This window comes from Microbacterium sp. LBN7 (assembly GCF_045690345.1).
Classification (GTDB): Bacteria; Actinomycetota; Actinomycetes; order Actinomycetales; family Microbacteriaceae; genus Microbacterium.
The window spans coordinates 853,517-875,603 of sequence record NZ_CP147856.1 but is presented as its reverse complement, the minus strand read 5'-3'; the positions used below and the strand labels follow the sequence as shown (position 1 = coordinate 875,603).

Below are 22,087 nucleotides of genomic sequence, written 5' to 3'. Positions count from 1 at the left end.
CTGAGGGGGCTTCCAGTCTTGAATGCGAAAAAGCCGTTCGTCGATACTTCGACCGGCGATATACCGGTTGTCGCGGAGGTGTCCGTGACACAGAAGCGACGCCGGATGCTGGCGGCGATCGTCGACGGACTCGCCTGGAGCTTCGGCGTCGTGCTCGCCGTCGCTCTGCGCTTCGAGTTCATCATGGACGCACGCGGCTGGATCTCGACCACGGTGCTCGCCTTGATCGCCGGCGCGATCCAGATCGTCATCGGCTACGCGACCGCGCTGTACCGCGGACGCTTCACCTACGGGTCCTTCGACGAGGTGCGCGCCGTCGGCGTCATCGTCGTGATCGAGGCCGTCGCGCTCTCGCTCATCGTGATCCCGATCGGTCCGGCCGTCGGCGTGCCGCGCGGCACGCTCCTGCTGGCCTTCCCGTTCGTGCTCCTGCTGATGTTCGGCGTGCGCTACTTCGCGCGCCTGCTCATCGAGCGCGCACGCAAGCCCGGGGAGGATGCCTCGCCTGCGCTCATCGTCGGCGCCGGCTTCATCGCCGACAAGCTGCTCGCCAACGTGACGACCGATCCGACGTCGCCGATCCGCCCCGTCGGACTGATCGACGACGACCCGGACAAGCGCAACCTGCGGCTGCGCGGCGTCTCGGTCATCGGCACCACGCGTGACTTCGCGGAGGCCGCCCAGCGCACCGGAGCGGAGCTCGCGATCATCGCGATCGGCCGCGCCGACAGCGCGCTGCTGCGCAAGCTCAGCGACCGCGCCGAGGCCGCCGGTCTCCGCGTCGCCGTCACGCCCTCTCTCAACACCCTGGCGTCGGGGGAGCAGTCGATCAGCGACGTGCGCGACATCAGCATCGAAGACCTCATCGGCCGGCATCCGGTCGACACCAACGTCGAGCTGATCGCCGGCTACGTCACGGGCCGCCGCGTGCTGGTGACCGGTGCCGGGGGATCGATCGGGTCCGAGCTCTGCCGACAGCTCGCCAAGTACGGCCCGAGCGAGCTGATCATGCTGGACCGCGACGAGACCGGGCTGCAGGACGCGCAGCTGGGCACCTCCGGGCACGGACTGCTCGACACCAACGACGTGGTCCTCGCCGACATCCGCGATGTCGAGCTCCTCGACCGCATCTTCGACGAGCGCAAGCCCGAGGTGGTCTTCCATGCGGCAGCGCTGAAGCACCTCCCGATGCTCGAGCAGTACCCCGACGAGGCGTGGAAGACCAACGTCATCGGATCGCTGAACGTGCTCAACGCGGCGCGCCGCGTGGGCGTCTCGACGTTCGTCAACATCTCTACGGACAAGGCGGCCAACCCGACGAGCGTGCTCGGGCACTCCAAGCGCGTCGCCGAGAAGCTGACCGCCTGGGCCGGCGAGGAGACCGGGATGCGCTACCTCTCGGTGCGCTTCGGCAACGTCATCGGCAGCCGCGGATCGATGCTGCCGACGTTCCAGCGCCTCATCGCCGACGGTCGCCCGATCACCGTGACCCACCCCGATGCGACGCGGTACTTCATGACCATCCCCGAGGCCTGCCAGCTCGTGGTCCAGGCGGGAGCGATCGGCCGCGCCGGCGAGGTGCTCATCCTCGACATGGGCGAGCCGGTGTCGATCCTCGAGGTCGCGAAGCGCATGGTCGCGATGTCGGGCAAGAGCATCGAGATCGTGTTCACGGGCCTGCGTCCGGGCGAGAAGCTGCACGAGGAGCTCGTCGGGTCCCGCGAGAACCTCGAGCGTCCCTTCCACCCGAAGGTCTCGCACACGCGCGCCGACGTGATCACCCCCGAGCGACTCGACAAGACCGGATGGATGGAACGCATGTTCGCGAGCCCGCGGAACAACGACACGGTCGTGATCGAGCCGATCCGCCTCCCGAAGGGCGCAGAGGCGTGAGCGAACGGATCTACATGTCCTCGCCCGACGTGGGAGAGGCCGAGGAACAGGCCGTCGTCGCCGCGATGCGCTCCGGCTGGATCGCCCCGCTCGGTCCCGATGTCGACGCCTTCGAGCGCGAGCTCGCCGCACGTGTGGGCGTCGCTCACGCTGTTGCCCTCAGCTCGGGCACCGCGGCGCTCCACCTCGGTCTCCTGACCTTGGGAGTGAAGCCCGGCGACGTCGTGCTGACGTCGTCGATGACCTTCGCGGCGACGGCCAATGCGATCGTCTACACGGGTGCTGAGCCGTACTTCATCGACGCCGACGCCCTGACGGGGAACATGGATGCCGCGCTGCTCCGAGAGGCGCTCGTCGAGCTCCGTGAAGCGGGCGAGCGGGTGTCGGCGATCGTTCCGGTCGACCTGCTCGGCAAGGCCGTCGACTACACCGCGATCCTCGCGATCGCGGACGAGTTCGGGGTGCCCGTCCTGTCGGATGCCGCGGAGTCGCTGGGCGCCACGCACCAGGGGCGCGCGGCAGGCAGCTTCGGCCGAGCATCCATCGTCTCCTTCAACGGCAACAAGATCATGACCACGTCCGGCGGCGGGATGCTGCTCACGGACGACGCGGACTTCGCACAGCACGTGCGGTACCTGGCCACGCAGGCCCGTCAGCCGGTCGTGCACTACGAGCACACCGACATCGGATACAACTACCGGATGAGCAATCTGCTCGCGGCTCTCGGGCGCGCGCAGCTCGCCCGCCTCGATGCGATGATCGCGCGCCGTCGTGAGGTGCGCGAGCTGTACAAGCAGCTGTTCGCGGATGTCGACGGCGTCGAGGTCTTCGGGGCCGAGGGCGACGAGGCCGACAACGTCTGGCTCACGTCGATCGTCGTGGATCCGGCGAAGACCGGCTGGGAGCCCTCCGAGCTCGCCGCCGCCCTCGCCGCGGATGACATCGAGAGCCGTCCGCTCTGGAAGCCCATGCACGCGCAGCCCGTGTTCGCGGGAGCGCGTCGGAATACCAGCGGTGCTTCTGAGTCCCTGTTCGCCCGCGGCCTCACGCTGCCGAGCGGCTCCGCTCTGACATCGCCGCAGCGTGAGCGCGTGCTGGCGGCGATCCGCGGCTTCCTGACGCGATGAGCGCCCGATTCCGTCCCTACGACGTCGTCAAGCGGGGTCTCGACATCGTCGCCGCCGCGGTGGCGCTCGTCGTGCTCTCGCCGATCATCGTCGCCACGGCCGTGCTCGTCGCGGTGAAGCTCGGACGCCCCGTCGTGTTCGCGCAGGAGCGCCCCGGCAAGGACGGCCGCATCTTCACGCTGTACAAGTTCCGTTCCATGCGCTCGGTCGACGAGGCCCGCGGATGGGTGACGGATGCCGACCGGCTCACGCCGTTCGGCATGCGGCTGCGCTCGACGAGCCTCGACGAGCTCCCCAGCCTCTGGAATGTGCTGCGCGGCGACATGAGCATCGTCGGCCCGCGGCCGCTGCTGGTCGAGTACCTGGAGCGCTACTCGCCGGAGCAGGCCCGGCGGCACGAGGTGCGCCCGGGGATCACCGGCCTCGCTCAGGTGACCGGCCGCAACGCGATCTCCTGGGAGAGCAAGTTCGCCCAGGACGTCCGCTACGTCGATCGCCGCAGCGTCGGCCTCGACCTCCGCATCGTCGCCCGGACCGTCGGCTCGGTCGTGAAGCGCGACGGCATCTCGGCTGAGGGGCACGTGACCATGACGAAGTTCGGTGAGGCGCATGGCTGAGCGGATCGTCATCGTCGGAGCCGGCGGCTTCGGCAGAGAGACCCTCGATGTCGTCGAGGCTCTGATCGCCGCAGGCGAGCCCCTGCAGCTTCTCGGCGTCGTCGACTCCGGGCCGCGCCCGGTCGACCTCGGCCGTCTCGCGGAGCGCGGCATCGTCTATCTCGGCACGGAAGAGGAATGGCTCCCGACCGCGGCGGGGGACGAGCGCTTCGTCGTGGCCATCGGCTCGCCGTCGGTGCGCGAGGCCGTCGCTCAGCGGCTCTCGAACGCGGGGCTGCGCGCCACGACGCTCATCCACCCGCGCGCGGTGATCGGATCGCGGGCGCGCATCGGCGACGGCGTCGTCATCACCTCGGGTGTGCAGGTCTCGACGAACGTCGGCATCGGCGACCACGTGCATCTCAATCCGGCCAGCATCCTCGGCCATGACGCGACGCTGGCCGCCTTCGTCTCGGTCAATCCCGGGGCGATCGTCTCGGGCAACGTCGTCGTCGAGAGCGGAGTGCTTCTCGGCGCCGGCTCTGTCGTGCTCGCGGGGCTGACGGTCGGGGCGGGTGCGACCGTCGGGGCTGCGGCCTGCGTCACCAAGGATGTCGTGGCGGGGACGGTCGTGGTCGGCGTGCCGGCTCGCCTGCTCGGAGACGGGACGGCGTCATGAGGGTGCTGATCGTCTCGCAGTACTACCCGCCCGAGGCTGTGCCGCTGCCGGCGGACCTCGCTCAGGGGCTCGCCGCGCGCGGGCATCAGGTGAAGGTGCTCACGGGCTTCCCGAACTATCCGACCGGCAAGGTCTTCCCGGGCTATCGACAGCGCTGGCGCTCGACGGAGCAGGACGGCGGGGTCGAGATCCGCCGGGTCCCGCTGTTCGCCGACCATTCGCAGAGCGCGCTCAAGCGCATGCTCAACTACTTCTCGTTCGCGTTCAGCTCGGCGACGGCCCGGCGCCTCTCCCGCGGAGCGGACGTCGTCTACGTGTACGCCACCCAGATGACGGCCGGGTTCGGCCCCTGGCTATGGCGGGTCACGGGCGGGCGCCCGTACGTGCTGCACGTGCAGGACCTGTGGCCCGACTCGATCGTCGGCTCGTCGATGATGTCCGGTGGCGCGAAGGAACGGGTCATCTCCGGAGCGCTCGGACCGTGGCTGCGCAGCGCCTACCGGCGGGCCGCCGGTGTCATCGGCATCGCTCCGACCATGGTGTCGACGCTCGTGTCGCGAGGTGTGCCGGCCGACCGCGCCCATCTCGTCTACAACTGGGCGGATGCCGGCGAGCCCGTCGCATCCGTGCTCCCCGCGGCCGAGGAGCCGCGCGCCGAGATCGTCTATGCGGGCAACGTGGGCGACATGCAGGACCTCGACACGGCCGTCCGAGCGGCTCACGCCGCGGCGGATGCCGGCGTGACGCTGACGCTCGTCGGCGACGGCGTGGTGAAGGCCGACCTGCAGTCGCTCGTCGGCGACCTGGGCGCCGACAACGTGCGTTTCCAGGACCCGGTCCCGCGCGAGCGCATGCCGGAGGTCTACGCGCGCGCCGACTACGCGCTCGTCTCGCTGAGGGACATGCCGGTCTTCCGCGGCACCATCCCCTCGAAGTTCCAGGCCGTGCTGTCGGCGGGTGTTCCCGTCGTGACCACGGTCCAGGGCGATGTGCGCCGCCTCGTCGAAGACGGGGACGTGGGACTGACGGCGGATGCCGAGAGCGTCGACTCGCTCGAAGCGGCATTCCGCTCGGCGGCCGCACGCTCCTCCGATGAGCGCGCGGCGATGGCCCGGCGCGGACGCACGATGTACGACGACCATTTCTCCCGCGAGTCGGGAATCGCAAGGATCGAAGAGCTGCTCTCGGCAGCCGCGAAGGGAACGAGTAGACGACGATGAGCGAGTCATACGGCGGAGCGCGGGTGCTGGTGACCGGCGGAACGGGATCGTTCGGCCACACGGTCGCGAAGAAGCTCCTCGAGCGCGACGTCTCCGAGATCCGCATCTTCAGCCGCGACGAGGCCAAGCAGGATCTGATGCGCCACGAGATCCCCGATTCTCGTCTGCGGTTCTACGTCGGCGACGTGCGCGACTACGACAGCGTCGACCGCGCCACGCGCGACGTGGACTTCATCTTCCACGCCGCGGCGCTCAAGCAGGTGCCCTCCTGCGAGTTCTTCCCGATGGAGGCCGTGCGCACGAACGTGCACGGCAGCGAGAACGTCGTGCGGGCGGCCGACCGCAACGGTGTGCGATCCGTCGTGGCGCTCAGCACCGACAAGGCCGTCTACCCGGTGAACGCGATGGGCATGTCCAAGGCCCTGATGGAGAAGGTCGCGCAGTCGCACGGCCTGAACAACCCCAACACCGCCACGACCGTCTCCTGCGTCCGCTACGGCAACGTCATGTACTCGCGCGGCTCGGTGATCCCGCTGTTCATCCGTCAGCTCAAGGCGGGGAAGAACATCACCGTCACGAACCCCGACATGACGCGCTTCATGATGTCGCTCGCGCACTCGGTCGACCTCGTCGAGTTCGCGTTCCAGAACGCCTCGCAGGGTGACCTGTTCGTCCGCAAGGCGAGGGCGACCTCGATCGGCACCCTCGCGCAGGCGGTGCTGAACCTCTTCCGCTCGGATGCGAAGCTCGAGGTGATCGGCACCCGGCACGCCGAGAAGCTGTCCGAAGCGCTCGCGACGCGGGAAGAGCTCTCTCGTGCCCGCGACATGGGCGACTACTTCCGCGTCGTCGCCGACAACCGCGACCTCAACTACAGCGTCTACTTCGAAGAGGGCGACGTCGCACAGAACCGCTTCGAGGACTACGACTCGCACACCGTGCAGCAGATGTCGGTCGGCGAGGTCGAGGAGTTGCTGCTGACGCTCCCCGAGGTGCGCGACGAGCTCCGCCTGGCGGGGATCCCCGTGAGCGGGTCGGACTCGTGAGCGGACTCGCCGTCACCGGTGCCGGGGGGTTCCTCGGCTGGCACCTGCGCGCGGCGATGAAGGAATCGGGGACGCCCGGCGAGGCCATCCCCGTCGGAGCCGCATTCGAGGCGTCGAAGGCGACGGCCGCGGTCGACGGCAGCGACCGCGTCGTGCACATCGCCGGCATCAACCGCGCCTCGGATCAGGAAGTGAGCGAGGGGAACATCGCGTTCGCCGAGCAGCTCGCGTCGGCCCTGCTCGCCGCGGCGACACCGCCTCCTGTGATCGTCTACGCGAACTCCACGCAGGCCACCAACGGCTCCGTGTACGGAGAGGCCAAGGCCAAGGCTGCGGAGATCCTCGCCGACGCGGCATCCACGATCGGAGCGGAGTTCGTCGACGTGCGGCTCCCGAACCTGTTCGGCGAGCACGGGCGTCCGTTCTACAACGCGGTCACGGCGACGTTCAGCCACCTGATCGCGGCGGGGGAGAGCCCCACGGTCGAGAACGACAAGCAGCTCACGCTGCTGCATGCGCAGAACGCCGCCGACATCCTCAGCGGAGCTGTGCCCCTCACCGCCCTCGGCGAGCTGCAGCAGGACGAGACCGTGTCGGGGCTGCTCGCCCGCCTGCAGGGGTACGCCGAGCTGTACGGCCGCGGCGAGATCCCGAGCGTGGCCGAGGACTTCGACCGCGACCTCTTCAACACGTACCGTTCGTACACGTTCCCCGCGCAGTCGCCGATCGATCTGACCCGGCACGCGGATGCCCGCGGGTCGTTCTTCGAGATCATCCGCTCGCACGGTGGTCCCGGCCAGTCGTCGTTCTCGACGACGGTTCCCGGCGTCACCCGCGGGGACCACTTCCACCGCCGCAAGATCGAGCGCTTCACCGTGCTCCAGGGCCGAGCCCGCATCTCGCTGCGCCGCCTGTACTCTGATGAGGTCGTGTCCTTCGAGGTCTCGGGCGACGCGCCCGGTGCCGTCGACATGCCGACGATGTGGGCGCACAACATCACGAACATCGGCGAGGACCTGCTGTACACGTCCTTCTGGACGAACGACATCTTCGACCCCGCGAACCCCGACACGATTGCCGAGGCAGTGTGACCATGGCCGACAAAATCAAAGTGATGACGGTCGTCGGCACCAGGCCGGAGATCATCCGCCTGTCCGCGACGATCAAGATGCTCGACGAGCACACCGACCAGGTTCTCGTCCACACCGGGCAGAACTACGACTACGAGCTCAACGAGGTGTTCTTCGAAGACCTCGGGCTGCGCCGGCCGGATCACTTCCTCAACGCCGACACCTCATCGCTGGGCGCGGCGCTGGGATCCATCCTCACCAAGACCGAAGAGGTTCTCCGCGAGGAGAAGCCGGATGCCTTCCTCGTGCTCGGCGACACGAACAGCTGCATCTCCGCGGTGATCGCGAAGCGCATGAAGATCCCGGTGTTCCACATGGAGGCGGGCAACCGCTCGTTCGACGAGAACGTGCCGGAGGAGACGAACCGCCGCCTGGTCGATCACGTCGCGGACTACAACCTGGTCTACACCGAGCACGCCAGACGGAACCTCCTGGCCGAGGGTCTGCACCCCTCGAAGATCCTGCTCACGGGTTCGCCCATGCGCGAGGTCCTGGAGCAGAACCGGGCGCAGATCGAGGCAAGCGACGCGGTCGAACGAGCAGGACTCACGCCGGGGGAGTACTTCCTCGTGAGCCTGCACCGCGAGGAGAACGTCGACAACCCTGCTCGTCTCCGGTCCGCGATCGCCTCGCTGCAGGCGCTGCGGAGCGAGTACGGCATCCCGATCCTCGTGTCGACGCATCCGCGCACGCGCAAGCGGATCGAAGCGCTCGACGACGCCGCGGCGGTCGACGGCATCACCTTCCACCCGCCGTTCGGGTTCCACGACTACATCAAGCTGCAGCAGGAGTCCAAGCTCGTGCTCTCGGACAGCGGCACGATCAGCGAGGAGTCGAGCACGCTCGGTTTCCCCGCCGTGACCGTCCGCGACTTCATCGAGCGTCCCGAGGCCCTGGACGCCGGCGCCATCATCACGACCGGGCTGACGCCGGCGAGCGTGCTGCGTGCTGTCAAGGCTCGGCTCAGCATCCCCGCTGATCTGGCATCGCTGCCCGCCGGATACGAGATCGACAACACCGCGTGGCGGGCGACGGCCTTCATCCTGTCGACCGCTCACTCGCACCGCGCACGGCTGGGTCTGCATGACTGAGGGCGAAGGCGACGAGCTCAGCCTCGCCGGTCGAACCGTTGGCACAGATGCATGGCAGTTGGTCGTTCCCGCCGCCGTGTCGCAATCCTCGCCGTTGCTCGTCGTTCCGACGGTGCACCCCAGAGGTGATCGCCGCATAGTCCGGTGCGCACAGGTGGCTCTCGAGGCGGGGTTCAGAGTGCACTTCATCTGGTTGGGGGACGGCGAAGCGTCCAATGATCCTGCGGTCAGCGAGACCATCCTTCCTTCGCCGCGCAACGCGCGGGAACGAATCGGGTTGGTCAAGGCAGTCGCCCGGGCTGCACGGCCGCTCCCCGCAGTTCTCTGGCACATCCACGACTACTATTTCCTGGCCGCCGCGAGACGTTGGCAGCGCAAGTCGGGGAAGGCCGTACTCTACGACGTGCACGAATACTACGCGTCCTACTATTCGGAGAAGCTGCCGATTCCGTCGGTCTTTCGACGCGCTGTCGCGAAGGCGCTCGAGTGGTACCAAGTGACGATGGCGAAGAAGCTCGGTGGCGCGAATGTCGTGACCGAGAAGATGGCCGAGAGCTTTCGTGCAGCGGGAGTGCCGGTCTCGGTTTCTCCGAACTTTCCGCTGCTCGCCCAGTTCCGTGGGCTTCCCGCCGCTGATTTCGAATCCCGGCGCTGGAATGTGGTGCACATCGGTACTCTGAGCCGTGAGTACGGCACAGAATTGCTCGTACGATTGGCGACCCGATCGGCGGAACGGTCCCTGCCATTCACATTCCATGTCATCGCTCGCTACCCCTCACCTGACCATCAGGCCGATTTCGAGCAATTGCTCACGGCGGCTTCGAGTCCCGTAAACGTTCGACTCGTGCCCACGCGGCCGACCCATGAGATGCCGGCGTTGCTGTCGGATATGGGATATGGACTCTCGCTTCTCATGCCGGACGGACAGAATGAGTCTGCGGTCCCCAGCAAGAACTACGAGTACGCTATGGCGGGACTCGTCGACGTCGTGACTGACCGGCGTGCGCAGAGGGCGTTCGCGGAGTCGTTCGCGGTTGGGATCAGCGGTCACGGGGGCGACCCGGATCTCATGCTGGACCAGATGATGAGGCTCGCCGATGAGAGCACGGAGACCGGCAGCCGCCTGAAGGATCGCGCTGAACAAGCACAACGAGAGTTCACGTGGGAACTGGCCGTCCAGCCCGGGCTGAGCAAAATGTTCGTCAGGATGGCGTCGCACACGGACGGCTGATTACCGGAGTTTGCGCGAAGAGAGTTTTGAGACGACGTGGTGAGAGCAGAAGATAGCGGCGAAAGCGCAGAGACGGTCGTCGTCCTGTTCACGCTGGCTTACCCGTACGGAAACGGTGAGCCCTTCCTCCATGCAGAGGTGGCAGAGCTTTCTCGCCAGTTCGACCGAGTGCTCATCGTTCCCAGTTCGGTCACGGCTTTCGCGCGGCAACCCAGAGCAGTCCCCTCCAACGTCACGGTGCTCGGTGCGGTAAGAGCCAGCGTGCCGCGGGCCGCTGCTCGGCAGATCGTCCTGCACCTGCCTCAAACGCTCGGAGCCCTGCTTCATGCCCTGCGCGCGCCGACTGACCTTCGCGGCAAGTTGCAAGATCTCAGATTCCGGATCGCGGTGCATGTCAGGGCGAACACGGTGCGGCGTCGAGTTGGTATGTTCCTTCGCGATCGATCGCGCGTCGTCTTCTACGCCTACTGGCTTGATCTGCCGGCCGCCATCGCTATCGATGTCAGGCGCGCCATGGGGTTCGCTCGGGGGAAGATCGTCGCTCGCGCTCACGGGTTCGACGTTTATGCGGAGCGTCGGATCTCGAACTACCTGCCCATGCGGGACGACATTCTTCGGGGCGTCACGCGGATCTTCTCCGTATCCCGCGCCGGCTGTATCTACATGCGCCGTCGATGGCCGGATCACGCAGACAAGATGTCGATCGCTCATCTCGGAACCGCGCCTGCCGAGAACGCCGGGAATGCTGAGCAGTCCGTGGCGACACTCGTCTCGTGCGCCTTCATCGTGCCCTTGAAGCGCCTCGAACTCGTCATCGACACCGTGGCCGAGCTCCAATCGCGGGGGCATGATGTGCACTGGAAGCACATCGGGCCGACGGACTCACCCTATGCCGCGGACCTCAAGCGTTACGCGGCCGGTGCATTGCCGGACGGAACGTTCGAATTCGTCGGCGAGTTGGACAACGGTGGCGTGCGGAACTGGTACGCCCGTAACCCCGCGTCCGCGTTCATCAACGTCTCGGAATCAGAGGGAGTTCCTGTCTCGATAATGGAGGCGCTTGCCCAGGGGCTTCCGATTCTGGCAACCGACGTCGGCGGGAACGGGGAGACGATAGATACAAGCCTGGGGATGTTCGACGGGTTGCTGCCTGCTGATCCGACGGTTCGTCAGATCGCCGATCGCGTCGAAGGTCTCCTTCAATCCGACCCGGCCGCTTACCGTCGGTATGTCGATGCGAGTCGCGAGAACTGGAAACGAGCGTGGTCGAGCGAAGCCAACTACCGCGTCTTCGTGTCTGAGCTTCTCGCCGATGCGCAGACCCGAGAGGGGCGCGGCGCCGATGTCGGCTGACGGATCACGCGGTATGGGCCGCAGCGTGGTCACGCTGATCTCCGGGTCTCTGGTCGCGCAGCTCGCCACTCTCGCGGCGATGCCGATCCTCAGCCGTCTCTACAGCCCCGAGGCGTTCGGTGAGTATTCGATCTTCGTCTCCGTGACCCTGCTGATAGCGGTGCTTGCGACACTGCGATATGAGCTGGCGATCGTTCTCCCTCGCTCAGTGAGAGAGGCGGCAGCAGTCAAGAAGCTCACCGGTCGCCTCCTTGCCGCGAGCTCGATCTTCGTCACGGCCGTCTGCGTCCTCGTGGCTCTGTGGCCCTCCGATCTGTCTGACACGTGGCGGTGGCTGATTCTGCTCATCGGGGTGGAAGTCTTCGTGCTCGGGTGGCTGAGCCTGCTCACCTTCTGGTTCACGCGCACCCAGATGTATGGAGTGCTCAGTCGAAACCGCATATTGCTCGCAGTGCTCGTGGCGTGCGCCCAGATAGCGATGAGTTTCACTGCCCTCGGCGGAGGCCTTGGACTCGTCGTCGGACTCCTCCTGGGCCAATTGCTTGCGGTCACGGTTCTCGCGGTCTCCGATGGTTCGCGTAATCATCTTGCGGGAGCATTCGCTCGGCGGCGGTGGTCTTACCTTCTGCGGAAGTACTGGAGAATGCCCGCGCTGACCACGCCGCAGACTCTTGTCGACTCCTTCCGATTGAACGGGATCAATCTCGTCATCGGGCAATACTCTCTCGACGCCCTCGGACAGTACTCCCAGGCTTGGCGCCTGGTGAACGTCCCGGCGGCACTCATCGGGTCGGCTCTCAGTCAGGTGTACTTTCCGCGTCTCGCCACCACTCCGCGACAGGACCTGCCGCAGGTCGTGCGCTCCAGCGTGGGAAAGTCCCTGCTCTTCGGTATTCTGCCGTTCGCGTTGATCTTCGTTCTCAGTCCCTACCTTGTTCCCTGGGCACTCGGCCCGCAGTGGGGCGATGCAGGCTTGTACGCGCAGGCGCTGACCCCTTGGTTGTACCTGAATCTCGCCGCGTCTCCGATCTCGACGTTGTTCGTCGTTCTCGACAAGCAACACATCGGGTTGCCTTTCTCAGTCATCTACGCTGCGGCGCCCATCGCAGTCCTTGCGCTCTTCAGCAGCGACATGTATCTGGCGATCGTCCTCATGAGCATCGTCCAGAGCATTCTGCTCGTCTTCAACCTGGGCTTGGCCGGGTGGATCGCACGCCGCGCCGCCTTGACACAGCGCGACCATTAGCCGGAACGCGAAGTAGGCGAGCAGCGAATGCGAGTCACCGAGCCACGCTCGTCGGTGTCGGCGGCAGGTTGAGGTCGTCCAGAGCATCGCATAGTGTTGAATCACTCATCGCGTTCTGAGACGGGCAGGCGCCTGCGGAACGAGCGCAATCAGAACTCGTTCCCTCGGATGGATGGAGCGAACGTCGGCCATCGCCGCCATGACTCAAGAGGAGCAGCCGATGGTCTGGGGCACAGGTCGAGTGCCTGTCGACGGGGTCGGACCGGTTGCCGTCGCAACCGGATCTACGACGACAGAAGATGCGGCGAGCTTTTCGACGAAGCCGGCGGTGGGTCGAGTGATGGCGGCGGTCGTCTACCTCCTTCCTGCGCTCGCAGCGTTCGGTCCGCTCATCCCCGGGATCGGCTCGCTGTTCGCGTTCCGGCTGGCCGCTGTGCTGCTCCTCATCGTCGCGCTTCTCTCGAAGAAGGGGCAGACTCGTTCGGCGACTCGGACAATCACGCTGATTCTCGCCGTCACCTGGCTGTTCGTCACTGCCGTTGGTCTATTGGTGGCAGGACCGTCGTCGAATACCTTCTCGGAGTTGTTGTCTCTGCTGACAGGCCTCGCGATCCTCATCGCGATCGCCATTGCGCGAGCACCCGTTGCGCTGCTGATGGCGTTGCTCCGAGGCTGGTTGCTTGCGTACGGCGTCATCTCCGTCTATGCCGTCATCGAGATCGTGACCGGATTCTCGTTGAGTTCCTCATACGCTGACGAGAGGGCGTTGGATGGGTGGGGCATCACGGTCTCGTTCTACAACCCCAACAACTACGCGACGTTCCTGCTCTTCTCCTACATTGCGCTCGTCGTCCTCTGGAGCCGCTCACGAGGGCGGGGAACCCGATTGGCCGCGGCCCTGGCGATCATAACCGTTCCGGTCTTTATGGCTGCGACGAACAGTCGCACAGGAGTGCTCATCCTCGCGGTTTTCGTGCTGGTCTCGATTTTCCTTGCGCTTCGCGCTCGGCCGGGACTGATGATCATGTTCCTCCTATTGACGCTCGTCGCGTTGATCCTGGTCCTGGAGGGCATCGCACAAAATCCCTTCGAGGGCTACGCACAGTACGCGGGAACCTCGGGCTACGCGATCGAGTTCATCGGACTGAGCATTCCCATCGACATCTCGACCTTCGTTCGCTGGCAACTGGTTCTCGCCGGGCTGACGCTGGCAGGGAGCAATCTCGCGCTCGGCGGCGGAGCCGGCTCGTTCGAAGACTACGTCGACCTCAGCGGGGCGCGTGGCCAGACGCTGGGTATCGTCAATCCGCACAATGGATTCATCGAGGTGCTCTCTCAGTACGGCGCAATCGTGTTCGTCGTCTTCATCATCTGGTTGTTCAGGATGTTGCAGATGGCGTCACGCGCTCGCCGCCGACCGAATCGGTTCTCGAGTGGAGGGTGGATGGTCGTCGCGGTCGGTATCGTCTGCCTGCCGTTCATCTTGACCATGCACAGCTCTGCGATCGAGCCGTCGACCACCTGGATCTACTTCGCCATGCTGCTCCTCATCGCCCGAAGCGAGGAAGAGCCTCAAGATGACGAGCAGTCTGTCGCCTCGACCCGACCACAGCGTCCGTCTCCGCGATCCTTCGTGCGCTAGGCGACTTGATGCTGACACCATGTGCGAGTATGAATGCGTGTCGGTCTGGATTGCTATCGGGTTCGGGGCTCTCGACCTAGTCGAGAGCGAGTACGCAGCCGACGGGTTCGACATCGTCGTTGTTCCCGCTACCCCAGGCGGACCCGTCTTTCTCCTGGGAGAAGGGGCCGAACTATGGCGTCGGATGGCGGCAGGGCCGGTCACGGTCGCCTCGCTCAGCGCGCATGAGCAGGAGGTCGCTCGAGGTCTCGCGGAGATGGGCCTCGCCTCCGGTGATGAGGGGCACCCGTCGCGCGTGCGAGAACTGAATAGGCCATGGCTCGTCTCCCTGTTCCATGAACTCGTCTACGCGCTGATCTCGAACGTAGCTGCGTCGGAAGGCATAGACATTCTGTTCATCAAGGGGCCGACTCTCCACGCGCAGGGTCTGCGTGTCCGGGAGCACTCCGGAGACGTGGACTGCTGGGTTCGTCCCGGCGATGATCGCAAGCTCGCGGGGGCGATGGAGGCCTGGGGGTGGACGCCGCTGTTCCTTCCCTTCACCGGAACGACCGTCACTCATTCGCTTACCCTCGTCGCCGGCGAGTGGGGCTGCGCGGTGGATGTACACACGTCCTTTCCCGGGATCGGGCTGCCGCCCACTGAGGCGTTCGAAGCGCTGTACGCAGGTTCCGAGATGAGACTGTTCGCCGGAGCGATGGCCAGAACGCCGAGGGTTCCCGAGCACGCGGTGATCGCCGCGCTTCATGACATGCGTCCTTACGACGGCGTACCCGCGGGCGCCTCCGCGATCGAGAAGTCCGAATTCGTGCTTCGACGTGGCGGGCGTTCCGTGCTTCCGGTCGTCAGCCGTCTCGACGCAGGGTTCGTCTTGAGTAACCCCCTCGAAAGGGTCTTCGGCCAGGAGGCGGCGCCGTTCAAAACGGCGGCAGCGCCGAGGGATTGGGGCATGCGTCTAGAGACCGCCTCCTCCCGTCGACATTTCAAGGCCCTGCGCCTGCTGCCGATCCGGCAGAGACCAGCCGTGCTGTATCGGCTCGTCTGGCCGCACTCGGACACCATGCGAATTGCCATGGGGGACCGGTCGGCGACGAGGCTGGCAGTCCTGAGGGCACGAGTGCGACGCGTCGGAGTGAGCGTTCGGAAACTGATCTCTCGACGCTGAGTCGTCCTCAGGGCTGCTCCCGACTCGGCAGCTCATCGAGCGGAGTGTCAAGAAGTTGCGATTGAATAGGACCGATGTCCTCCTCGCACCAGACCCGAGCCAGCTTGCGCGCCAGTGCAAACGCCAACGTGAACGCCAGCGCGAGCGCGAGCGCAAACGCCGACCGAGGTCGGCGTAAGTCGAAGCGACCCCGTCGTCGGCGAGTCGTCTGGATCATCGTCGGAGTGGTCTTCCTTCTTCTCGTCGCGGTCGCAGCACTGACCGCAGTCGCGGCGTCGAAGGCTCTGTCGGTTCGTGATTCACTCACTCCGGCCGTGCCCATCGCCAGCGGCATGCCCGCGAAGGTCGTGGCTGGAGACACGGAGGGCGCAGCGGCGGACGCGGCTTCGCTCAAGCAGCTTTCCGCACGGGCCGTCGCCGAGACGGAAGGCTGGGACTGGCGCGTCGCGGAATGGGTTCCGGTCGTCGGCCAGAACCTCGCCGCTGTGCGCGCGGCGGCCGAGAGCATCGACGATGTCGCCGACTTCGCTGTGAATTCACTGCCCAAACTCGATCTCACCGCCTTCAAGCCGGTGAACGGCGCCATTGATCTGGCCGCCGTGCATGATCTCGAGAAGGTCGTCTCGACCGGAGCCGCGACCTTCGCCGGCGTGAGCACGCGGATCGAGAACGCTGACCGCACCTTCCTGCTGCCTCAGGTGACCGAGGCGCTGACCACCTTGGACGATGCCGTCTCCGGTGTGGACGACACGCTCGGCACGCTGTCGCCGATACTCAAGGTCCTTCCGGCGGCACTGGGCGAAGGCACACCTCGCACTTATCTCCTGATGTTCCAGGGCAACTCGGAGCTGCGGGCGTCGGGTGGCAACCCCGCCGCTCTCGCGCTCGTCACGGCCACCGAGGGCCGCATCGAGCTGACGACGCAGGCGACGAGTGTGCAGTTCGCGAACGCTCGTCCCGAGAGCATCTCGCCGCTCGACGCGGAGACGGAGAACCTGTACTCGGACATCATCGGGCGATGGATTCCCAACATGACCGCAACGCCCGACTTTCCCACAACTGTCGACATCATGCGCGCATGGTGGGCAGACGAAGGGCTTCCGCCCTTTGACGACGTGATCTCCACTGATCCCGTGGCCCTCTCTTACATTCTCAACGCGACGGGCCCGATTCAACTCGCCACCGGTGAGACGCTCACGAGTGAGAATGCTGTCGCGCTCCTGCTCAACGAGGTGTACTTCAACTACGGTGAGGTCATCAACGGGAACAATGTCGACGCGTCCGCCCAGGATCTCTTCTTCGCCTCCGCCGCCGCGCAGATCTTCGCCACGCTGACAGCAGGCGTCGAGAACCCCCTCGCGCTTTTCGACGCTCTGCGTCAGGCGAGCGATGAGAGCCGGATGAAGATCTGGTCGTCGAACCCCGACATCGAGGCGATGATGTCGGACACCCGCCTCGCAGGCACGCTTCCCGCGACCAACGACGACAAGACGATCGCCGGCGTGTACTTCAACGACACGACGGGCGCGAAGACCGACTACTACGCGGATGCGAGCGTGGTCTCGAGCACCGACCAGTGCACGGCAACCGGAGCGCCCACCTTCCAGCAGACCATCACGTTCGCGAACAACATCACGCCCGAGCAGGCCGATGCGCTCCCGTACTTCATCACGGGCCCGTACTACGAGCCCGGGCACATCGCGACGGATGTCGTCGTCTACGCTCCCGTCGGCGCGACGATCGATTCGTGGAATGTCGAGGGAGCGGAGAGCTTCGCGTTGATCGCGGAGGGCACGCACCTCGGGCGCTCCGTCGTGCGCATCAACGTCGTGACACCCCCGCAGACGGCCGCGACGATCACGGTCTCGATGAAGGGCGCCGAGGGCACGACGGGAGCGGACTACGGCGCCTACGACGTCTGGACGACACCGATGGTGCGTGCGACGCCGGTGACCCTGGAGACGCCCGGCTGCGGCTGATCTGCAGCGCCTACGGTCCGCCCCAGCGCGACACGGGCCAGAGGATCGGCCCGGCCTTGCCGAACACCGAGTCCCGCTGCATCCAGCGCCAGCATCCGTCGTCCGGGTCGGCGACACCGCGGCACAGGAACACGGAATCCGCGGAGTTCGCCCTGTTGTCGCCCAGCACCAGGTACGAATTCTCAGGCACCGTCACCTCGGCGAAGCACCGCGTCGACAGGGGTGTGGTGTCGCAGTCGAGCTCGCCGCTGACGAATGGCAGGTCCTTCACGACGTAGGGCTCGTCGAGCGGCTCGCCGTCGATGAGGACCCGCCCCTCGGCATCGCAGCACTCGACCGTCTGCCCCTCGCCCGCGATGACCCTCTTCACGAGCACATACGGGCGGATGCCGGTGGTCTCGCCGATCCACTGCAGCGCGCCGGTCGCCCAGTTGCCGGCTGTGGGCTTCTCGCCCCAGCTGTCGTCGGGCCGGAAGACGACGATGTCGCCGGGAGCGGGGTCGGAGCCGAGGAACGCGAGCCTGTTCACGACGATCCGATCGCCGGGCTCGAGCGTCGGAGACATCGAGCCGGACGAGGGCTGCCCGAGGAACGCGACGATGATGGCCGTGAGCGCCAGCGCGAGGGCGACGTTGAGCCACACTCCGCCGATTCTGCGGCGACGAGGAGCAGGGGATTCTGCGGTCGTCATCTCGGTCTCCAGGTCGCGCGCGTGGGGGTCCAGCCAATACTGTCAGGGAATGGACCAATATTCTGCGAGTGCGGCGACGCACGCGCCGGAGGCCCGCGCGCGGCTCCGGTCTGCACCGAGTCGCCTTCTCATTCCTGATGTCCTGCGCGGCTTCGCGATCATCGCGATGCTCATCGCCCACGCGGCATCCTTCGTGCCGAACGCTCCGTGGGCCGTGTATTTCATCACGGCGAACTTCAGCGACGTCGCGTCGCCCCTGTTCGCGCTCGTGATGGGGATGTCGGCGGAGCTGGTGTGGCGGCGCGGAGGACGCGTGGGGACGACGCTGCTCCAGCAGACGCTCCGGGGCCTCTTCCTCGTCGTCCTGGGCGTCTGGATGGCCTCCTGGGGCTCGTGGGTGGCCGTGGTGCTCGCCTACCTCGGCCTGCTCATCATCATCGGGGCGCCGATCCTGCTCGCCCGTACGCCCGTCGTGATCGCGGTGACCGTGGTGATCCTCGTCGTGAGTCAGCCCCTGCTCGCCCTCGCCCGCACCTGGGTGTGGGCCTACACGAGCGGCGACCCGGTGCGAGAGGTCATGACCTGGCTGTTCCTCGGCCCCCAGTATCGGGTCGTCAACCTGCTGCCGATGTTCCTCATCGGCGCGCTGCTCATCCGTCACGGCCTCAAGCGGGATCGCCTGCTCTGGGTGCTCGCCGCTGCGGCGCCGCTGGCGTACCTGGCCTGGGGCGTCGGCCAGCGTCTCGGCACGGTGCAGTCGGGCGACTACCTCGACACCCTCAAGGACTTCGGTCTCGTCTTCGCCGTCTACGTCTGCGTGGTCCTCGCGGCGACCGTCCGTCGGGAGCGCGCGCAGCGCGTCTGGGGCGCGATCTTCGTCCCGCTCCGCGCCTGCGGCCAGGTCGCGCTCTCGCTCTACCTGCTGCACGTCGGGCTCATCGCGCTCTGGAACAACGTCTACGGTCGTCCTGCCGAGAACTTCTATCCGGGCTGGCTCGTCATCGTGCCCGGCATGATCCTCATCGGATGGCTGTGGTGGCGCTTCGTCGGCACCGGGCCCGTCGAATGGGTCATGGGCTGGCTCACGGGTCGACCGAAGGCGATCCGCCGCACGGCGTAGACCCGCGGCGGCTCACGCCGGCGGGGCGGTCGCGAGGGCGCGGATGCTGTCGATGAGCAGCGCCGTCTCGTCGCTGCCGACCGCGAGGGGACCGGCCTGCAGCCCGTCGGTGCCGATCAGGGCGGCCACCGGGGTCGCCCGGCCCGTGCCCAGACTCGCGCTCAGCGATCCGCCGACGTCGAGCGCGAAGCGCGCTGCCCGGGGGAGGGAATGGGCGGAGGCGGTGTCCGCAGTCCCCGACGCGGCCCTCTGCACGACGTAGAGGTCGACGAGCCCGTTCAGGTCGACTTCGGCCGCTCTGAGGGCCGTCAGAGCGGTCTCGCAGGCGTGGCAGCCTGGCGAGACGAACACCAGCAGGCGGGCGCGGGAGCCCGCGGCGAGCAGATCGACGATCTCGCCCGTCTCCGGCACGACGACCGCACCCGCTCCGCGGTCAGCGGGCGATGAGGCGGCCGGGGTCGCGGCGGAGGCGCGGACGGTCGCCCAGGTGGCCACCGCGATCAGCGCCGCGGCCGCGAGCGCTCCGACCGTCGGCGCGACCGACGACGGCGACGAGAGGGCGAGCGGCACCCCGACGGGCCCGCCGAGGAGCGCCTGAACGAGGATCGACGACGCCAGCACGGCGGAGGCCGCGATGGTCAGCATCACGTTGCGCAGGATCAGTCGCGGACCGATCGCGGACGGGATCCACTCGCCGAAGCATCCGCAGTCATCGGTGGCGCCCTTCCGGTGCGCCCGGACGACGACGATGAGGAGACCGGCCGTGAGAACGAGCGCGGCCCCGGCGAAGCCGACGAAGAGCCATCCCCCGGTGGAGACGAGTCCGACGGCGACCACGGCTTCCGCAGCGATCAGGGCGATTGCAGCGGCATCCGGGTGGCGTACCGGGATCTGCAGGGCGGCGAACGACGCGCTCCCGCGGTCGGCGGACCGGAGCTTGCCGAGGGCGCTCACGGCGAACACCACGGCGAGGAACACCGTCAGGGGGACGACGAATGCGTGCATGACTTCATCTTGGCGGATCAGCAGAGCGGCCGGACCCCGAAGGATCCGGCCGCTCTGGTGGTCTGACTTCTCAGATCCTCTGGTGCCCGATCAGGTGGCCGAGCAGAGGATGAGGGTCGAGCTCACCGAACCGGCAGGCTTGCCACCGGTGCCGGTGTAACCGGCGGGGAGCGTGGTCGTCGCGTTCAGCGTGAACGCGACCGAGATCGAAAGCGTGGTGCGGAAGGCGATGGTGCCGCCGGCCGGGACCGGAGCGCTCAGGACGATCTGGGTGCTCGTGGGCGACAGGACGTTGACGGCAGCCGTGCCGCCCGTGACGCTGAAGACACCGATGTTGGCGATGCCGCCGCCGGTGATGGTGACCGTGGTACCCGCCGGGATCGGCTCGGTGGCACTGGCTTCGAGCGTGAACCCAGGGCCCAGGACGCCGAGGACTCCACAGGAGCCGTCGAGCGCGAAGGCTCCGATGTCTCCGCCGGATGCCGCGGCGAGCGGCGTTGCGACGGCAGCCGCGATCACCGGCACCGACCATGCGGCGCCCTTGACGACGGTGCGGCGCGAGAAGCCGCTGTTCTTCTGGATTTCTTCGGTCACGTGAGTGCCCTCCCTCATAGATGCAGATACGGTTCCCCGTTGTGTCGCGAAGAGGCGACACGTTCGTCTGCATCCCCCAGGAGCCTCTTCGTAGGCATCAACGTAGGCGGGGGAGAACGGCCGAGAACATCGAATGGAGGAAGTCAGCGCATTGTGCGCCGAACCTGCGCGATCTGAGCGAAAAGACCGATTTCGAGCTATGCGCGACGACGTGCGCGGAGGGCGCGCGGCGTCGCCCGGTAGGCCTCGTCGAGGGCCCGGCGCAGGCTCATCGGCGACTGGAACCCGGAGCGCTGCGCGATCTGTTCGATGCTCAGCACGTCGTAGCGGCTGTCGACGAGCAGCGAGCGCGCGAGGCGTGCGCGCTGGCGGCGGATCTCGCCGGCGACGCTGTTCTCGGCCTCGGCGAAGACCAGCTGCAGCTGACGGAGCGAGGACTGCACCTCGCGGGCGACCTGCGTCGGCGTCAGGCTCGGATCCCCGCACTGCTGGGCGATCACTGCGATCGCACGGTCGCGCAGCACAGCGCGCGGCGAGCCCTGACCCGAGACGGCGCCGACCCGGTCCAGGAGGATCGCGCCGCCCATCTCCACGACCAGCTGCTCGACCGCGTAGCGCTCGATCGCGGTCGCCCGCTCGTCGGCATCCAGCAGCCCCTCGACGAAGTCCTGCATCGCCCGGTCGAGCAGGCGACGCTCGGGGAAGATCCGGGCGTCGGTCGGCAGGGTCGAGACGAACGACGCCATCGCCGTGCGGGGCACCAGTGCGACGGTCGCGCTCCACGCGCCCTGACAGCGCAATCCGCGCGTGAGGCCGGGAGCGGCGATCACCATGCCGTTCTCGATCTGCAGCCACGGCTCGTCCTGCATCCTCGACCAGAGGGCCTCGGCCTGGATGAAGGCGAAGACCGCGTGCTCCGGGTGAGCGGTCAGCGTGTCGATCGCGACCTCGCTCGACGTGCCGCTCATGGTCAGCAGGATGACGGAGCCGGGAGTCCGTTCCCGAGCACGCAGGGAGGCCCGGTCACCGACCGGCCGGATGCCGTGATCGATCAGCTCCTGCGGACCGATCTCCCTCACGTTGCCGAGATCCACGCATCACCCTTCCGTGCGCCGAATGAACGCGCGCCAGACTGATCCGTGCTCGTCGACCCCCTCAGATCGACCCGCACTCTGGCTTCGCGTGGTCGATACGCTACCGTCTCGAAGACCGTCGCGGTGACCGTTACTCCGCTTTTCTTCTGGAGTCAGAGGATTTCTTCTCGCGAGGATTCCCCTGT

The 22,087-nt window shown here is 66.8% G+C and carries 19 protein-coding genes; 15 read left to right on the top strand and 4 right to left on the bottom strand.

All coding sequences use genetic code 11. From position 1 onward, the window contains the following. Positions 1-84: 84 nt before the first annotated feature. The 14 genes from LBN7_RS04165 to LBN7_RS04100 all read left to right on the top strand — a co-directional run bounded on the left by LBN7_RS04165 (position 85) and on the right by LBN7_RS04100 (position 17,398). Positions 85-1,893 carry a nucleoside-diphosphate sugar epimerase/dehydratase gene (locus tag LBN7_RS04165; protein WP_341946168.1) on the top strand — a complete coding sequence of 603 codons (1,809 nt, stop codon included), beginning with the start codon at positions 85-87 and terminating at the stop codon, positions 1,891-1,893. Then, positions 1,890-3,020 carry a DegT/DnrJ/EryC1/StrS family aminotransferase gene (locus LBN7_RS04160; RefSeq protein ID WP_407361032.1) on the top strand — a complete coding sequence of 377 codons (1,131 nt, stop codon included), beginning with the start codon at positions 1,890-1,892 and terminating at the stop codon, positions 3,018-3,020. The genes LBN7_RS04165 and LBN7_RS04160 overlap by 4 nt, the downstream gene beginning before the upstream one ends. After that, positions 3,017-3,637, top strand: a complete 621-nt coding sequence (locus tag LBN7_RS04155; RefSeq protein WP_341946163.1) for a sugar transferase — start codon at positions 3,017-3,019, stop codon at positions 3,635-3,637. Before LBN7_RS04160 ends, LBN7_RS04155 begins: the two co-directional genes overlap by 4 nt. Further along, on the top strand, positions 3,630-4,295 hold the full coding sequence (locus tag LBN7_RS04150; protein WP_407361031.1) for a NeuD/PglB/VioB family sugar acetyltransferase: 666 nt from the start codon (positions 3,630-3,632) through the stop codon (positions 4,293-4,295). The genes LBN7_RS04155 and LBN7_RS04150 overlap by 8 nt, the downstream gene beginning before the upstream one ends. After that, positions 4,292-5,515 (top strand): glycosyltransferase family 4 protein, encoded by a 1,224-nt coding sequence (locus LBN7_RS04145; protein WP_407361030.1) that lies wholly within the window; start codon positions 4,292-4,294, stop codon positions 5,513-5,515. Before LBN7_RS04150 ends, LBN7_RS04145 begins: the two co-directional genes overlap by 4 nt. Beyond that, positions 5,512-6,561: a polysaccharide biosynthesis protein gene (locus tag LBN7_RS04140; protein ID WP_116634537.1), complete on the top strand. Its 1,050-nt coding sequence runs from the start codon at positions 5,512-5,514 to the stop codon at positions 6,559-6,561. The genes LBN7_RS04145 and LBN7_RS04140 overlap by 4 nt, the downstream gene beginning before the upstream one ends. Then, a complete protein-coding gene (locus tag LBN7_RS04135; RefSeq protein WP_407361029.1) occupies positions 6,558-7,652 on the top strand; it encodes an NAD-dependent epimerase/dehydratase family protein in 1,095 nt (364 codons plus the stop codon). The genes LBN7_RS04140 and LBN7_RS04135 overlap by 4 nt, the downstream gene beginning before the upstream one ends. 2 nt (positions 7,653-7,654) lie before the next feature. Next, on the top strand, positions 7,655-8,782 hold the full coding sequence (gene wecB, locus LBN7_RS04130; protein WP_407361028.1) for a non-hydrolyzing UDP-N-acetylglucosamine 2-epimerase: 1,128 nt from the start codon (positions 7,655-7,657) through the stop codon (positions 8,780-8,782). Next, positions 8,775-10,013: a glycosyltransferase gene (locus LBN7_RS04125; protein WP_407361027.1), complete on the top strand. Its 1,239-nt coding sequence runs from the start codon at positions 8,775-8,777 to the stop codon at positions 10,011-10,013. The genes wecB and LBN7_RS04125 overlap by 8 nt, the downstream gene beginning before the upstream one ends. Before the next feature lie 36 nt (positions 10,014-10,049). After that, on the top strand, positions 10,050-11,366 hold the full coding sequence (locus LBN7_RS04120; protein WP_407361026.1) for a glycosyltransferase: 1,317 nt from the start codon (positions 10,050-10,052) through the stop codon (positions 11,364-11,366). Positions 11,367-11,379: 13 nt separating this feature from the next. Next, positions 11,380-12,612 (top strand): oligosaccharide flippase family protein, encoded by a 1,233-nt coding sequence (locus LBN7_RS04115; protein WP_341946151.1) that lies wholly within the window; start codon positions 11,380-11,382, stop codon positions 12,610-12,612. 172 nt (positions 12,613-12,784) lie between these two features. Beyond that, on the top strand, positions 12,785-14,254 hold the full coding sequence (locus LBN7_RS04110; RefSeq protein ID WP_407361025.1) for an O-antigen ligase family protein: 1,470 nt from the start codon (positions 12,785-12,787) through the stop codon (positions 14,252-14,254). 37 nt (positions 14,255-14,291) lie between these two features. After that, positions 14,292-15,419 carry a hypothetical protein gene (locus LBN7_RS04105; RefSeq protein ID WP_407361024.1) on the top strand — a complete coding sequence of 376 codons (1,128 nt, stop codon included), beginning with the start codon at positions 14,292-14,294 and terminating at the stop codon, positions 15,417-15,419. A 224-nt stretch (positions 15,420-15,643) separates the two neighbouring features. Continuing rightward, complete coding sequence (locus LBN7_RS04100; RefSeq protein WP_407361023.1) at positions 15,644-17,398, top strand: DUF4012 domain-containing protein; 1,755 nt, start codon at positions 15,644-15,646, stop codon at positions 17,396-17,398. 10 nt (positions 17,399-17,408) lie between these two features. On the opposite strand, the gene lepB is transcribed toward LBN7_RS04100, so the two are convergent. Then, positions 17,409-18,089, bottom strand: a complete 681-nt coding sequence (lepB, locus tag LBN7_RS04095) for a signal peptidase I (protein WP_407361022.1) — start codon at positions 18,087-18,089, stop codon at positions 17,409-17,411. Between the two features lie 49 nt (positions 18,090-18,138). On the opposite strand from lepB, the gene LBN7_RS04090 reads away from it, so the two are divergent. After that, positions 18,139-19,209 carry an acyltransferase family protein gene (locus tag LBN7_RS04090; protein ID WP_407361021.1) on the top strand — a complete coding sequence of 357 codons (1,071 nt, stop codon included), beginning with the start codon at positions 18,139-18,141 and terminating at the stop codon, positions 19,207-19,209. A 12-nt stretch (positions 19,210-19,221) separates the two neighbouring features. Here the strand turns inward: LBN7_RS04090 and LBN7_RS04085 are convergent, their stop codons facing one another. The 3 genes from LBN7_RS04085 to LBN7_RS04075 form a co-directional block, all read right to left on the bottom strand. Then, positions 19,222-20,214 carry a MauE/DoxX family redox-associated membrane protein gene (locus tag LBN7_RS04085; RefSeq protein ID WP_407361020.1) on the bottom strand — a complete coding sequence of 331 codons (993 nt, stop codon included), beginning with the start codon at positions 20,212-20,214 and terminating at the stop codon, positions 19,222-19,224. Between the two features lie 90 nt (positions 20,215-20,304). Then, positions 20,305-20,808: a hypothetical protein gene (locus LBN7_RS04080; RefSeq protein ID WP_165807992.1), complete on the bottom strand. Its 504-nt coding sequence runs from the start codon at positions 20,806-20,808 to the stop codon at positions 20,305-20,307. 197 nt (positions 20,809-21,005) lie between these two features. Next, entirely contained in the window at positions 21,006-21,902 is an 897-nt protein-coding gene (locus tag LBN7_RS04075) for a helix-turn-helix domain-containing protein (protein WP_341946136.1), read from the bottom strand. Between the last annotated feature and the right edge of the window lie 185 nt (positions 21,903-22,087).